Raw genomic sequence first — 14,871 nt, forward strand, 5'->3', positions numbered from 1 at the left:
ATACCTCCATTTACTTTTTACTCTTCTGCTTTGTACGTGGATCTAAGAAATCACGTAGCCCATCACCTAGCAAGTTTAAGCTCAGTACAGTTAATACCACCATAGTTGCCGGACAAACTACCATCCACCAAGCTTTGTATATGACTAGCTTCCCAGCTTGCAATATATTCCCCCAACTCGGCTCCGGTGCTGGAATTCCTGCCCCTAAGAAACTTAATGCCGCTTCAGAGATAATTGCCTCTGCAAAGATAAATGTTGCTTGTACGAGGAGTGGCGATAAAGTGTTCGGAGCAATATGTAACCAAATAATACGTGTCTTGCTGGCACCTTGCGCCTGCATCGCTTCTATGTATGTTTGCTCGCGAATAACAAGTGCAGATGATCGTACAATACGTGCAATATTCGGCGTAAATACAATTGTTAATGAAATTATTACATTTGTTGCAGATGCACCTAATGCTGCCATCAATGCAATGGCTAGTAATATACCAGGAATCGCTACTAAACCATCACAAGTCCGCATTAGCACATGGTCTAATGCTTTATAAAAACTCGCATATAAACCAATGATTAATCCGAGGACCGACGATAGCACCGCTACCGCTAAGCCAACACCAATCGAAACACGGGCCCCATACAAAATACGCGTCATTAAATCTCGCCCAAATTCATCTGTCCCTAGCAAATGCGTAGAAGAAGGTGCTAGTAATCTATCAACAACAACCATTTTATAGGGGTCATACGGTGTAAGATACGGGCCAACAAGGGCCAACAACACGAGTAGTATAAATATAGTACCGCCAATAAGTAGGCCGTAATTGGCTTTTAACCGCTGTCGCTGTAATGCATGTTGTTCTTTTTTTAGTTTTTTACTTATGTTACGAATTTCTTCTTTTTCCTGTAACGAAACCATACGAGCCCTCCTTATTTACGATCTAAACGTACTCGTGGATCAATAACACCATACAATAAATCAATGATTAAATTGATGCTGACATACATAAGTGTTGCTACAAACACAACGCCTTGAATAACGGCAAAATCACGACGTTCAATAGAATTCATAATTAACTGTCCAAGCCCTGGAATATTAAAGATTGACTCTACTACAACAGCCCCAGTAATGAGCGTACCAAATGTTTGGCCAATGACAGTTAAAATCGGCAAAAAAGCATTGCGGAAAGCATGCTTTAATAGAACGGAAAACTCTTTCAGCCCTTTCGATCTTGCTGTTTTCACATAATTTAAATTCAACACTTCTAGCATAGAAGCACGTGTCATGCGTGTAATTAATGCCGCCTGAATTGCACCGAGTGATATACCCGGTAATATTAAATATTGAAAGTGCGCCCAAATCCCATTTTCAAGTGGTTCATAACCCGCTACCGGGAGCCATTGAAGCTGAACACCTACAACTAGCATTAGTAACAGCCCTAATAAAAAACTAGGTATCGCCATTCCAAACAATGACATGCCCATTAACGAAACATCGACAATACTTCCTCGCTTATACGCTGCGAAAATTCCAAATGGAATGGCTAAAATCAGCGCAATTATTTGAGCTAAAATTGCCAATGATAGTGTAGGCCCCATATGCTCTGCTATAGCCTGTGTTACTGGCTGATGCATAAAAATAGAATCTCCTAAGTCCCCTTTTAACAAACCAGCTACCCAGCTTAAGTACTGCTCAGTAATTGGACGATTTAGCCCTAACTCTTCGTTTAATGTTTCAATTTGCTCCTCTGTTGCTTCTAAGCCTAATATTGTTGCCGCTGGGTCCCCCGGTGTAATATGTATAATTAAAAATATAGTAATTGTCACAACAAGTAGGACCGGTATGAGCGATAGCAACCTTTTGATAATATATGCAAACACTAATATCCCTCATTTTTTAGCCAGAATGGTCAATTGCACTTCGGCATAATTACGTCCAGATTTTTTTCGAGCTCGCTCGAAAGGCTCCTCTAAAGAATCTGTAACATCCGCCGGAGATTTTATCTTCGTTCAGCAGGTGTTTTACTGCCGACGCTTCACTTTCGCGCACAAAACTTCTGGACACCTACTGAACAGTAAAACAACACCGAATTCACATCACCACCTATAGAGGTGGAAGTCTTCTAACTGAATGAAGATAAAAAGCGAGGGCAGCGCCGCCATAAAAACCACAGCATACACCCTCGGCTCACTTAATTTATTCGCTTGCTTTTACATTCCAAACAACGGAAGTTTCAAATTGCTCGTAACCTTCAATTTTTTTCGTTGTCGCTACAACCTCATTATAGTGACCAATAACTGTAGATGAGCCAAATTCATACAAGAAGCCTTGTAGGTTTGCCCATTCTTTTTTTGCATCTTCTGGTGTAGCTGCACTACGAATCGCTGTTAAAGCATTTTTCACTTGGTCATTGTTTAAGCCGGCCCAATCAGGCGTTACAGCTAAAAGTTGAGGTGGTGTTGATTGGTACCCTGTACTTGCGACGAACAAATCCCACTTACTTGTATCATTTTTCGTTTCAAGGAATGTTGGGAAATCATAATTATCGACTTTCACATTCATACCTATTTGGCGAAGTTGCTCTTGAATAACTAATGTTGCTGCATACATTTCTGCATAGTCTTTTGTTGTTAATAATGTTATTTCTTCGCCTTTATAGCCTGCTTCTTCTAAAAGTTTTTTTGCTTTTTCAGGGTTAGCTTGGTTGTAATATTCTTTACCAGTATCTGTAGACCATTGCACTTGATTTTCATTTAAATAGCTTGGCGCTAATGAATATAATTCTGGTTTTGCAAAGCTCGCTAGCATAATTTCTTCGTTGTTTAGTGCAGCTAAAATGGCTTCACGGTATTTCTGATTAGCGAGTAACCCTTCATTTGTATTTAAGAACGCTGTTAATGCACCACCTGGGAACGTACTAAGCTGTATGTTTTTATCAGCATCTAATTGATCATAGTTTTCTACTGGGATACTATCAGCAATATCATATTTGCCCGTTTGAATACCCGCAATACGTGTTGAATGATCTGTTACAAAATGATAGTAAAGGTTTGCTGTCGGTGCTTCTTTGCGACCTGCATACCCACTTGGTTCACCATCTACACCTTGATATTCTTCATTTTTCACTAAATGGATATATTGATCTTGCTTCCACTCTTTGAATTCGTAAGGACCCGTTCCGACAAACTCTTTAATGCCATCTGCTGGTGCTGCTTCTACTATTTCTTTTGGCATAATTGATGCATACTGTGCTCTTGATGACATTAAAATCATGACATCTGAAGTCGGTTTTACAACAGTTAATTTGACATTATATGTATCAACCGTCTCAAACTTCGCACCTTCTAATAACAGTTTCGCGCGAGATGACGTTGCTAACCAACGATTCATAGATGCCTCAACGTCCTCGGCAGTCATTTCTTTGCCATTATGGAATTTGACACCTTCACGTAATTTAAACGTATAAGTTAGGCCATCCTCACTTTGCTCCACCGATTCAGCTAACATCGGCGTTGGTTCATAATTTGCATTCAGTGTATATAATTGCTCGAAAATATTTAACGAAATTCCTAGCGCCACATTCGATACTGTCAACGAAGTATCTAAGCCTGGTGGCTGTGCAGTAACTGCTATATTCAACGTATCTTTATATTGCTTTTCAGTTGACCCTTCTTCTTTTTCACTATCCTTATTGCCACATGCTGCAAGTACAAATGTTAGCAAAAGGGCAGAAACGACAATTCCCCATTTTTTAAAATGCATATTTTTACCTCTCCCTCATTTATCTACACGTTTAAAACGTAGTAAACCACTATGTTTTAATAGCTCTGTCTAGCATTCTAAAACATAGTAACTAGGTTGTCAATAAATTGTTTTAATTGTCTGATACTTACTATACGTAATTCTCTCTAAAATCGTTACATAATACAAAGGCTCTCCTATAAAACTCAACTTTCCGATTCCCCTCAAAAAAATAAAAAAAACACCGACAAAACAAGTTATTTCTTGTCCGTCAGTGCCCCCTAGTATTAACATTTTTTACTTTTTCACCTTTGAAATCGTCATACCATCCCCGATTGGCATAAGGACAGATTCTAACCTAGGATGATTAGCTACAACTTCATTATATTTCTTCATCAGCTCCGTATATCGCTTAGGTGTAACACTATGATCTGCAACACTACCGTTAGCAAGTACATTATCTGTAACGATTAACGCACCCTCGTCCGCTAGTTTAATGCAATAATTTAAATAGTTTTCATAATTATCTTTATCAGCATCGATAAAGAAAAAGTCAAACCGCTTATTGTCCAAAGCGAGTTTTTCTAAACTTTGCAACGCTGAACCAGTAATATATGATACTTGATCGCCAAAGCCTGCTTTAACAAGATTGCTATAAGCTAATTCTGCATAGTTCTTATCTAATTCTAGAGAAGTTAATTTCCCCTCTTTGCCAAACCCTCTAGCAAGACAAATGCCGCTATAGCCACCAAGAGCCCCTATTTCTAAGACATTTTTTGCTCCAGAAATCGAGATAAGCATCGATAATAGTTTTCCAGAAGAAGGAGATACTGAAATAGAAGGCATGCCGTTTTCATTAATAGATGTAATGACCTCTTCTAATAGGGCATCCTCATGATGAAACACTGCATCAATATAACTGTTAATTTGTTTCATTTTATTCATTTCCTTTCTGGCCAACATTTATAGTATCGGCATTTGCTATCTCCGAAGTTGCTACTTCTTCATTTTGCTTGTCGGATATATCACTTGTTTCATCTTCATGTATTTCGAATAATTGTGTAAATTCGTTAATGACCATATCAATAGCTTTCAATTCACCCACTAAAAGTTGATGGATTGATTGAAACTCTGGTTGATCTAGCTGTTGCTTAATCGTTGCACGCTTAAGATTCATCATCTCTAAAAAAGCAATTGCTCTTCCTCTGCGAAAGGTTTTTGCTCCGCGGTGTTGTGAACCACCTCTTCCTCTATGACGTTCTCCTCGATGATGTCCCTCTTTTTTTAAGTCTTTCATTCTTTCTTCTCTCATCACTCATACCACCCTTCGTATACAAATGTATATCTCTAAATATAAGTGTATACAAACGTATACCATGTGTCAATTTTCTCTTTCAAAATATTTCTTTTAGCCATACTCGATATTTTTACTAATATGTTCTGTAATCAATCATATTTGTTACGATAAAATCTAGAAAAAGCAATAAAGTGTTGGAGCCCTATAGCCCCAACACTTCTCTTTTAATACATTTTCATATAATCAACGAATTTCAAATACTGGACATATGTTTTGATTTCTGACCCTATATATCTACTTGCAGCATTTAGCAGTACCAAACTTTGATAGTTACTTATTTTCACTACAACAATATTTCCTGGTAAATATGTTTAAGTTCTTCTGAAGCACTATCAATCACTATTGAGGCTGGTTTATCAAAACAAACACCCCAAATGGTATAACACACATTTTGCCAGACAAATTCAATCATTTCATCAAGCTCATTTTTCCAGTCTTCTTTTTGGCTCTCACTTAGATAGTCTTCAAAATTTCTTTTACATGTTAATAGCAGTTCTAAAGTAGCTTTATCATTAATTTCTTCTAAAAAAACTGCATGGGGTTCATGTTCCTGAACAGCAAGCACACAACTAATGAAAATAGGCAGCGTCTCAGGAGTGAAGCCAAATTTTTTGATAAATACGGGTGTGAAAGCTGTTTGGATGGACGAGTGTTCTTCGTCACAAGTTTCCATATATTTTTTTACTAAGGGCCAGTATTCTGAGGAAACTAACCCTAAACCTAGGACTGCAAAAGTGGAAGGCATAGCACAATCTTCATCCTCTAGGTCCGTATACCATTCATACGTTCGCATGGATTTTTCAGCGTATAATTTAATTTTCGAATGCAACTCTGGATACTTAAGAGCATTGGCAAAAAAATTGTGAACAGGCACATATGGTAAATTTTCAATTGGTAAGTATTCATTTTCAGAACTAGAAAACTTAATTTGATAACTTTTCGGGAAGTTCAAATCTAGTAGTCGAACAATAAAATCCAAAGACTTTTCATATGCTGCTTGTTTTTCGTTCTTAATTTTAATATCTATAATGGCAAATACATCATTCGCAGTACAGTCAACATTAGTGTCACTATATGAACTTTCACTTATAGTAAGTTCCCCCGAACCATTTTCCCTAAGTTTAGCTACCTCATCAGATCCTGTTGCCTCTACCAGTTTAAAAAGTCGATCGGCTGAAATAGATTCATAACTTGCACCAAATTTCATGTAACAAATGGCTACATAGCACACAAAATTCAGCAACTCTTGATTTATCTCTGCTAACTCAATTCCTTCTTTTAATGTATATGTAGATTCCCATCCTTTTGTTTCTGTAGAGAAATATTGGCCCTGAACATTTTTTTCAATCCAAGTTCGCAATGTATAACTAATGTTATTGAACCCTACCATTTGACGTAATTGTTCGCAAAAAGCTTTGGCTTCATCATAGCTAAACGGTGCAGTTAGTTGATTATTCAAATAGTACTCTAAAGCAGCAGTAACCAAAAGACTTTCGCCCGTTGTTAACTCGATAAGGAGTGGATATTCTTCAATTAATTTACAACTACTAGTTTTAATTTCTATGATCGCTTGTTGAAAGGCTTCTTGGTGCGTTGTAAAGTTGGCAGAAGTTAAGTAATTCATTTTTCATCCCATCCTTAATTATGTTAGTATTTTTCACTCTTCACTTTCTTTTCCCATACACTTATCTAAATCATTTTGCGCTATCCAATATAAGAATGCTGTGTCTGCTCCACCAATTGCTACTACGCGATCTTTATAAATCATTGCACCAAAAGCATGCTCTTCATCCCATTTGCAAGAAAAAATAAATCCGATATAAGGAAATCCATCCTTTGATACATCCAAAACAGACATCGTCCCTGGTGAAAGTAAAGGTGAAAAATCTTGAATATGTGAAACATCAGGCATATATTCTACTTTTTCCTCTTCGTCATATCCGTATTGCGCTTGCATCTTAGGATATTGTTTCAATAGTTCATTCAAAATTGCATCTAGAATTTTTATTTGGTTTTGAACGACATATTCATAACCAATTATATGCTCTGGCAATAATTCTATCAAAACAGCATCTTCTTCAAGTTGAATAGTTAAATAAACGGCACCTTCGTTGTTAAAAAAGCATTCCATTCCTCTAATAGAATCTCTCCCTCAATTAAATCACCATCAACGTCAAAATCTATAGTTACTAATTCCTTCTCAAACACATCTACAACTCCCATACATTTAACTTATGCACAATCTGCATATAGGCAATACTTCCCGCATTCTAAACATCGGAAGAGATAACCTTGTAATTCGCCATCATTTGTTAAGTAGCGTTTTAAATCCTCTATATTCATTTCTGTAAAATTTTCTATTTCATCCTCAATTCCTTTTTCAACTATTTCCGCCCATCCTACATACCCAATAAAAGCACAGTAATCCGTACAATGAGCAAACCAGTCATTACCTTGCCAACTCACATAACCTGGTGTTCGATGTAGGATTTCATCTACAAACGACTCATTCACTACTTGTTCATCATTATATAAATCCGATTGAAATGTTCCATTATACTTCTTGGCAGCCTTACCACTACTTATACAATTCGGACAAAGGTACTCTACCGATTCAATTGCATAGAGACCACTTTCAACATAAATTTCCACCTCTTGTTCACAACAATCACAGATCACTTTTTTTTCTATTTTGAAAATACCTGATTTAATGGGATGCGCTATATACTTAAATTTAGGTAATATTAATTCCAATTCTTCTACTGTTTTTTTACACATACTGCATTCTCCTTATCCTCGTTAAATATCTTATCTCTAACTCCATTTCTAACTACCTTAATATACTTAATACATCAACTATATTTTTCGCTAATGTAATATAGACCTGTAGCAAATGTGATGCTGTTTTATCTGTTAAGAGCCTAATCCATAATTTATCCGACAAATATTCAACTAAATACGCCAGATGGGTTCTTAAAGTTTTAAACCAATACCCTTGTTAAAAACTGTTGAAACTAAAAAATAGCATCTGTTATGAACTTGCTTGCAACTGATTCAATTTCACGATCATTTCCCTCTAATCCTTTTGCAAGCTCATTAATTTTATCGGTCATCTTATCTAGATTTTGTTGTACAATCTCGATTCATTTTCAAGATAGTCTATAACGGAGGTTACTCCACAATCGTTCATAGAAAAGAGGGTAACTCCTATCAGTTATCGATCAATCACGCTATTGTTATATCTAACTTTTTATAATACAAGACGCAATCATACTAAAATGGAAGCTTTAACCCTTCCTTTCTTTTTATTGGATGTTATTTTAAAATGAAAATACAATCTTATTTAAGGGGTGCTGACAATGTCTCTACAGATTTTAGAAGATTTACCTGCTCAGATAAGAGAGCAACTAATAAAATCCTCCAAGCCATTTATTGCTTTAACTGTTGAAAATAAAGGAGAACTATCTTTAACTGCATCTAAAGCAGGAGGGTATGGCTATTTCCCAAAAAACAAACCATTTCCTACAAGTTCAAAGGGCCAACCGTTATATTTACTAGCGCAGCTGAATTTTTCGGAATTCCCTCAGTTACCCAATTATCCTACATCTGGTACCTTGGAATTTTATGTAAATTTACACGATGATTTGATCGGAATGGATTTAGAAAACGTTAAAAATCGATCTGGTTATGCAGTTCATTTTTTTGATGATCTTTCAGAAACTTCTTATTCAAAAGAGGAGCAGGCTGATTTTTATACTCAAAAACCTGAATATGTAGTTGTCGAAGGTGAGTACCAATTGACAGGTGAAATCCGAGAGACATTATTGCTACATGATTGTTTAGAATTCAATCAGCAATATGGTATTGATTTTTATGAGCTTTTCGAAGAGCATTATGGAGATAAAGTAGATGATGTTCTAAATGAAATTTATGATTTTGTTACAGAAAATGACGGTGATGGTAAAATAGGTGGGTTTCCAAATTTCACACAACAAGACCCACGTTTTCATATTGAAGATTTACAAGAAGATATTCTGTTGTTCCAACTGGACTCTAGCTACGGTGAAGGTATAGAAATTATGTGGGGTGATTGCGGTATCGGCAATTTCTTCATCCACCCTCATGATTTAAAACAAAAGAACTTTGAAAACGTTTGGTATAACTGGGATTGCTCTTAACATCAATAAAATAATACCACTCAGGCAAAAAAGGAAGAAGAGTTGGAGCCCTACAACCCCAACACTTCTTTTCTAATACATTTTCATATACTCATCACGTTCCCAGTCGTGGACACGTGTACGGTATTTATTCCATTCAATCTCTTTCGCTTCAGCAAATTTCTCAAAAATATGCTCACCCAGTGCATCTCGAATGATACTATCCATTTCTAACTCAATTAGCGCAGATTCTAGAGATGCTGGTAGGCTATCAATACCGCCAACTTCACGTTCAGCACGCGTCATTTTATAAATATTACGGTCCACAGCATCAGGTGGTGTTAAATCTTTTCTAACACCATCAAGTCCAGCTGCTAAAATAACAGCCATCGCTAGATAAGGGTTTGCTGCTGGGTCTACTGATCGTAACTCAATACGTGTTGAAAGACCACGAGCTGCAGGGATTCGAATCAATGGCGATCGATTTTGTGCAGACCATGCGACATAGCACGGTGCCTCATACCCTGGTACTAATCGTTTATATGAGTTTACAAGCGGATTCGTCACTGCTGTAAACCCATGCACATGTTTCATAATCCCAGCCATAAAACTACGCGCTGTATGACTTAACTGTAAATCAGCATGTTCATCGAAGAAGGCATTTTTATCGCCTTCAAATAGCGATAAGTTAAAGTGCATGCCTGAGCCATTAACACCAAATAATGGCTTTGGCATAAAGGTTGCGTGCAGGCCATGTTGTGCTGCCACTGTTTTTACGACAAGCTTGAACGTTTGGATATTATCACAGGCTTCTATTGCATTCGCATATTTAAAATCGATTTCGTGCTGACCAGGTGCCACCTCATGGTGCGAAGCTTCAATTTCAAAGCCCATCTCCTCTAACTCTAGCACGATATCACGTCGACAGTTTTCTCCTAAGTCTGTTGGCGCTAAATCAAAATAGCCACCACTATCATTTAGCTCAAGAGTTGGTTTTCCCTTATCGTCAAGCTTGAAAAGGAAAAATTCCGGCTCTGGTCCTAGGTTAAACGATGTAAAACCGAGCTCCTCCATTTCCTTTAACACGCGCTTTAAGTTTGACCGTGGATCACCTTCAAATAGTGTACCGTCTGGACGTGCAATATCACAAATAAAACGAGCAACTTTCCCCTTCTCCGCTGTCCAAGGGAAAATAACAAACGTATCGATATCTGGACGCAAATACATATCGGATTCTTCAATTCTTACAAACCCCTCAATAGACGAGCCATCAAACATCACCTTGTTTTCCAAAGCTTTTTGTAATTGGCTAACTGGCACTTCTACATTTTTAATCGTTCCCAATATATCTGTAAATTGAAGGCGAATAAATTTCACATTCTGTTCTCCCGCCATGCGGATAATATCTTCTTTTGTATAATGTTTCATTCTCCACCACTCCGATATGTTAATTTTATTTACATAATATGATGTAATAATTATAAAATACACTAATTAATAATAAAAAAACAACATATATGTCAGGTTTTATAACATACTTTTTTTCGATTGATATTATCCTTTTTCTAGATGTTTTTTAAAATCACACAAATGAACAAGCCAATTTATCGCATACTGGTAATGGATAATGACTTAGAATTCTAAAATCATACAATAGTCTTGTCTTAAAAAATATTTAGTGGCAAAATTATGTCAATTTACAATATAATAGTATTAGAAGGTTTAGTAAGCTAGTTTAATTTATAAAGCGTACATATAATATAGCTAAAAATGGTAGAGAACAGATGATTAGAAAAGGCTAATTAGTCATCCAACAGCAGCTTTTGATATGTTGCAAAAATAAGGCGGTGGTATAGAAAGCATGTCAGTGTTGATAATTGGTAACGTGAGTAATGATGTCTTACGAACACAAAAGTATTTCAATCGAATAGGCATTACGGATGTTCATAGCTTTTCGGCAGTTGGGACAGTAATGGATTTCATTTCAGATGACCTTAAAGAAAGCATCGATTTAATTATATTTGATGTGAAATTAACACTAAGAAACTGCGAGGAAATCTGTCAGCAAATTGATTTATTAAATAACTGGATTCAAGTTCCTATCCTTCTTTCTTCTACTTACGAAAAAACAATCATTATTGACAGAGTTTTCGATGCAGGCATTTTTGATTTTATTTTAAAACCATTTGATTTTACCCAATTCAAGGCAAGGGTTCATGTAGCATTAAAATATCGAAAAGAAGCAAAATTAAGGATGCAACAGGAAAGTAATTGGCTAAAGGATCTAGCTATTGCTAAAAAAGTGCAAAAGAGTGCATTTACACCTTCATTAAGACTAGAGCATATCGAATTTGACGGCGTGTATGTCACGTCTAATACATTAGGCGGCGATATGTATTGCTGGTTTAAAATTAATGACGATTTAACAGCAGTATTATTGTACGACGTGATGGGACACGGGATAGCTGCATCACTCGTCACGATGTCGATTCGCTCTTTATTACGAGGTTTAATCACGAGATTAATCGACCCTGTATGCGTTATAAGTGAACTTAATCGTCGAATTTATGAGTTATTTACGGATGAGGATATTGATCGTTTTTTAGTAACAGCTATCTATATTCTAATCGATACAAAAAACGGATCATTACATTATGTTAATGCTTCGCATCCAGCTGGTTTATTATTTGGAAAATACGGAGAAACATTATCACTCCCACCAAATACACCTATATTGGGATTATTTCCGACTATTCAAATCAACAAAAAAACGGTACAACTATCTGGGTGGCACCGTATTATCCTTTATACAGACGGAATGCTGTCGTTGATGGGTAACCAAACCATCGATATTGGTTATTTCCATTCTTACGCATCTCAAGATAATGCTTACGCCTTGCAGAAATTTTCTCAAAAATATGATTTATTCGAAAACAATTACACCGATGATATAACAGTAGTTTCTATTACAATTACATTATAAGGTAGGTGTTTCATTATGGATTTTACGCTCAATTTAGTTCCTAATCAGCAAGCCATCTATTTTGTTGATGCAACAATGGCAAGTTATACAAATTTATTTAATATCCCTAACAAAAAAGAATTGTGCTTTGTCGTGCACGAGTTAGTCATTAATGCCATAGAAGCCATGAAAAATACACCCTTAAACGAAGGAGCAAAAATCCAAGTACACGTTTCACAGAATGATGATGTAGTCAAAGTGACTGTGATCGATCAAGCAGAAGGTATTCCAATCGAGGAATGGGATAAAGTTCTTCAATTTAATTTAGATAGTCTCACTTTTTCAGATCGCGGACGAGGTCTATTTTTTGTAAAAAGTATGGTCGATGAAATTTGGTTTGAAAACATCTCAGACACTAAGTTTTTAGTAGGTATTTCTAAGAAAATCAATATCTAACGTATATTTGAATTGGAGGAATTACGATGAAGTGGACAATCCGCAGAAAAATGAACATACTCATTTTAAGTTGTATTTTACTTTTAACTACCCTTCTTGCTGGCATTAATTTTTATGTAGCCAAAAAGAATCTATTAGAAAGTGCGGATACTAAACTATTATCCGACATACAATTAAGTTACCAGTATTTAGATGCAAAAATACCTGGTGAATGGAAAATCGTTGATGATCAATTGTATAAAGGCGATATCAAAATGGTTGAGAATTTCGAAGTTGCCGACAAGGTAGGTGAGTTAACAAACGGGAATGCCGTATCTATATTTCAATACGACACAAGGATTAGTACGAATATTATAGACAACGGCGAACGTGCAATGAATACAAAAGTGTCAGACGAAGTAGCCACTGTTGTCTTGGAGCAAAAAAAGAGATTTATTGGTTCTGCAAACGTTTTAGGAAAACAACATCAAGGAGCATATGATCCTATTATCAATAGCCAAGGCGAAGTAATTGGGGTATGGGCTACAGCTGTCCCAACAGCGCCTTATATCAATATTGCAACAAAATCAGCAATTGAGAATATTGCAATTTCATTAGGTATTGCCATTCTAATCATCGTTTGCATAAGCATTTTCTTGCAACGACAAATTATTACACCTATCAATATACTCAAAACAAATGCAGCAGAATTAGCCAATTTAAATCTAAATACAAAGATTTTAAACGCAAAAGGCCACGACGAAATTGCTGATTTAGCCCATGCATTTAGAAATATGAAAGACCGCTTGACGGAGACGATGACAATGGTAGCTGGTAGCTCCAATCAAATCGCAAATTCTTCTAAATTGTTAGCTGAGTCCTCTCACCAAACAAGTGAAGCAGCAAACCAAATTGCCCTGACAATGAATGATGTGGCAGTTGGTACTACGACTCAATCCGATCAGTCCGAGCGAATTGTAACGATGATGCAGCATACGATTAAAGAAGTAACTCTTAGCTTAAAAAAAGCAGAAGAAACCTTAAAAAGCGCTGTAGACTCCACTCATATCGCACGTAAAGGGGAAGAAGCCATTACCGAAGCCATTAAACATTTAAGTACTGTCACACATACGGTTTCTTATGCTACAGACTCCATTCAAAAGTTAGGAAAACGTTCTGAGGAAATCGGTGGTATCATTACAGTCATTACTGGAATTGCCGACCAAACTAATTTACTTGCCTTAAATGCCGCAATTGAAGCAGCCCGAGCTGGTGATCAAGGGAAAGGATTTGCAGTTGTAGCATCAGAGGTTCGCCAACTTGCGGAACAATCTAGCCTAGCTTCTGGACAAATTACAAATCTAATCAACGACATCCAGGCAGAAACATCTGTAACGGTTCGAACAATGGAAAGCAACCTACTCGCTGTAGAAGAACAGGTTACGATTATTAATAAAGGTGGCTCTGCTTTAAAAGAAATCGTGGAAAAAGTAGTAGCAACAGAAGAAGGTGTTGAGCAAATGAAATCCGCATTCAGTAATGTAAATACAAATTCATTGAATGTTCAGCAGGCGATTCAAGACATTTCACGCATTATTGAAGACTCAGCAGCTGCTACAGAAGAAATAGCCGCAACCTCTGAAGAACAATATGCTACAGTTGCAGAAATTACACAGAGCTCTGATGAATTAGCGACAATAGCCGATAACTTACGCACCGAAGTGAACAAATTCCAATTCTAAGCAGTTAGCGAAAGGTTCTATTATATGACGAATGAAAAGTGAGGGACAATATAAGATGGATCAAAAAAAGATTGCGGTAAAAATCGATACAAGAGCAGACTATATTTCAATAGCGTTTACCGGTGAATTAGAGTACGGAATTATTGAAGATGTAAAAAAAGAACTACAAGCTCAAAGTTTCGAAACAGAGCATGGATTTATTATCGACATGCAAAAAGTAACAAATATCGATAGTACTGGTTTCGGTATGATTGTCAATTTCGCAAAAAAGGTATCGGTTAACAAGAAAAAGATTGTCATTATTGTTGTTGATGATTTCATTCGAAATTTATTTGCCATTTCGCAATGCGATAAAGTATTCCCGATTATGACAAATGAGGAAGATGCAAAACAAGTCATAAAAGGCGATTGGTCTGGAGAATTATCATTAAGTGAGTATTAATACTACTGACTTTAGCTTTAGGAATATACTATTAATCATT

14 protein-coding genes are annotated in these 14,871 nt (G+C 36.4%); 5 read left to right on the forward strand and 9 right to left on the reverse strand.

Going from position 1 to position 14,871, the window contains the following annotated elements:
• Positions 1–10: 10 nt before the first annotated feature.
• From ACIQZG_RS12795 to ACIQZG_RS12830, 8 genes are all read right to left on the reverse strand, one after another.
• The gene (locus ACIQZG_RS12795) at positions 11–913 is read right to left on the reverse strand and encodes an ABC transporter permease (RefSeq protein ID WP_402755576.1); all 903 of its coding nucleotides are present in this window, start codon (positions 911–913) and stop codon (positions 11–13) included.
• Positions 914–924: 11 nt separating this feature from the next.
• A complete protein-coding gene (locus ACIQZG_RS12800) occupies positions 925–1,875 on the reverse strand; it encodes an ABC transporter permease (RefSeq protein ID WP_402755577.1) in 951 nt (316 codons plus the stop codon).
• A gap of 316 nt (positions 1,876–2,191) precedes the next feature.
• Entirely contained in the window at positions 2,192–3,757 is a 1,566-nt protein-coding gene (locus tag ACIQZG_RS12805; RefSeq protein ID WP_402755578.1) for an ABC transporter substrate-binding protein, read from the reverse strand.
• A gap of 276 nt (positions 3,758–4,033) precedes the next feature.
• On the reverse strand, positions 4,034–4,672 hold the full coding sequence (locus tag ACIQZG_RS12810; protein ID WP_402755579.1) for an O-methyltransferase: 639 nt from the start codon (positions 4,670–4,672) through the stop codon (positions 4,034–4,036).
• Between the two features lies 1 nt (position 4,673).
• Positions 4,674–5,048, reverse strand: a complete 375-nt coding sequence (locus ACIQZG_RS12815; RefSeq protein WP_402755580.1) for a hypothetical protein — start codon at positions 5,046–5,048, stop codon at positions 4,674–4,676.
• 328 nt (positions 5,049–5,376) lie between these two features.
• Positions 5,377–6,717 carry a DUF6138 family protein gene (locus tag ACIQZG_RS12820; protein WP_402755581.1) on the reverse strand — a complete coding sequence of 447 codons (1,341 nt, stop codon included), beginning with the start codon at positions 6,715–6,717 and terminating at the stop codon, positions 5,377–5,379.
• Positions 6,718–6,750: 33 nt separating this feature from the next.
• A complete protein-coding gene (locus tag ACIQZG_RS12825) occupies positions 6,751–7,224 on the reverse strand; it encodes a DUF6985 domain-containing protein (protein ID WP_402755582.1) in 474 nt (157 codons plus the stop codon).
• 101 nt (positions 7,225–7,325) lie between these two features.
• Complete coding sequence (locus tag ACIQZG_RS12830) at positions 7,326–7,871, reverse strand: CbrC family protein (protein WP_402755583.1); 546 nt, start codon at positions 7,869–7,871, stop codon at positions 7,326–7,328.
• 581 nt (positions 7,872–8,452) lie between these two features.
• Between ACIQZG_RS12830 and ACIQZG_RS12835 the strand changes: the two genes are divergently transcribed.
• Entirely contained in the window at positions 8,453–9,271 is an 819-nt protein-coding gene (locus tag ACIQZG_RS12835; protein WP_402755584.1) for a YwqG family protein, read from the forward strand.
• A 72-nt stretch (positions 9,272–9,343) separates the two neighbouring features.
• Here the strand turns inward: ACIQZG_RS12835 and glnA are convergent, their stop codons facing one another.
• On the reverse strand, positions 9,344–10,678 hold the full coding sequence (gene glnA / locus ACIQZG_RS12840; RefSeq protein WP_402755585.1) for a type I glutamate--ammonia ligase: 1,335 nt from the start codon (positions 10,676–10,678) through the stop codon (positions 9,344–9,346).
• A 433-nt stretch (positions 10,679–11,111) separates the two neighbouring features.
• Between glnA and ACIQZG_RS12845 the strand changes: the two genes are divergently transcribed.
• The 4 genes from ACIQZG_RS12845 to ACIQZG_RS12860 are packed head-to-tail and all read left to right on the forward strand — an operon-like array spanning position 11,112 to position 14,831.
• The gene (locus ACIQZG_RS12845) at positions 11,112–12,233 is read left to right on the forward strand and encodes a PP2C family protein-serine/threonine phosphatase (RefSeq protein WP_402755586.1); all 1,122 of its coding nucleotides are present in this window, start codon (positions 11,112–11,114) and stop codon (positions 12,231–12,233) included.
• Positions 12,234–12,248: 15 nt separating this feature from the next.
• Positions 12,249–12,668 carry an ATP-binding protein gene (locus ACIQZG_RS12850; RefSeq protein ID WP_402755587.1) on the forward strand — a complete coding sequence of 140 codons (420 nt, stop codon included), beginning with the start codon at positions 12,249–12,251 and terminating at the stop codon, positions 12,666–12,668.
• A 26-nt stretch (positions 12,669–12,694) separates the two neighbouring features.
• On the forward strand, positions 12,695–14,389 hold the full coding sequence (locus tag ACIQZG_RS12855; RefSeq protein ID WP_402755588.1) for a methyl-accepting chemotaxis protein: 1,695 nt from the start codon (positions 12,695–12,697) through the stop codon (positions 14,387–14,389).
• A 55-nt stretch (positions 14,390–14,444) separates the two neighbouring features.
• The gene (locus ACIQZG_RS12860; protein WP_402755589.1) at positions 14,445–14,831 is read left to right on the forward strand and encodes an STAS domain-containing protein; all 387 of its coding nucleotides are present in this window, start codon (positions 14,445–14,447) and stop codon (positions 14,829–14,831) included.
• Positions 14,832–14,871: the final 40 nt, after the last annotated feature.

It is taken from the genome of Lysinibacillus sp. NPDC096418 (assembly GCF_044762775.1).
GTDB lineage: Bacteria > Bacillota > Bacilli > Bacillales_A > Planococcaceae > Lysinibacillus.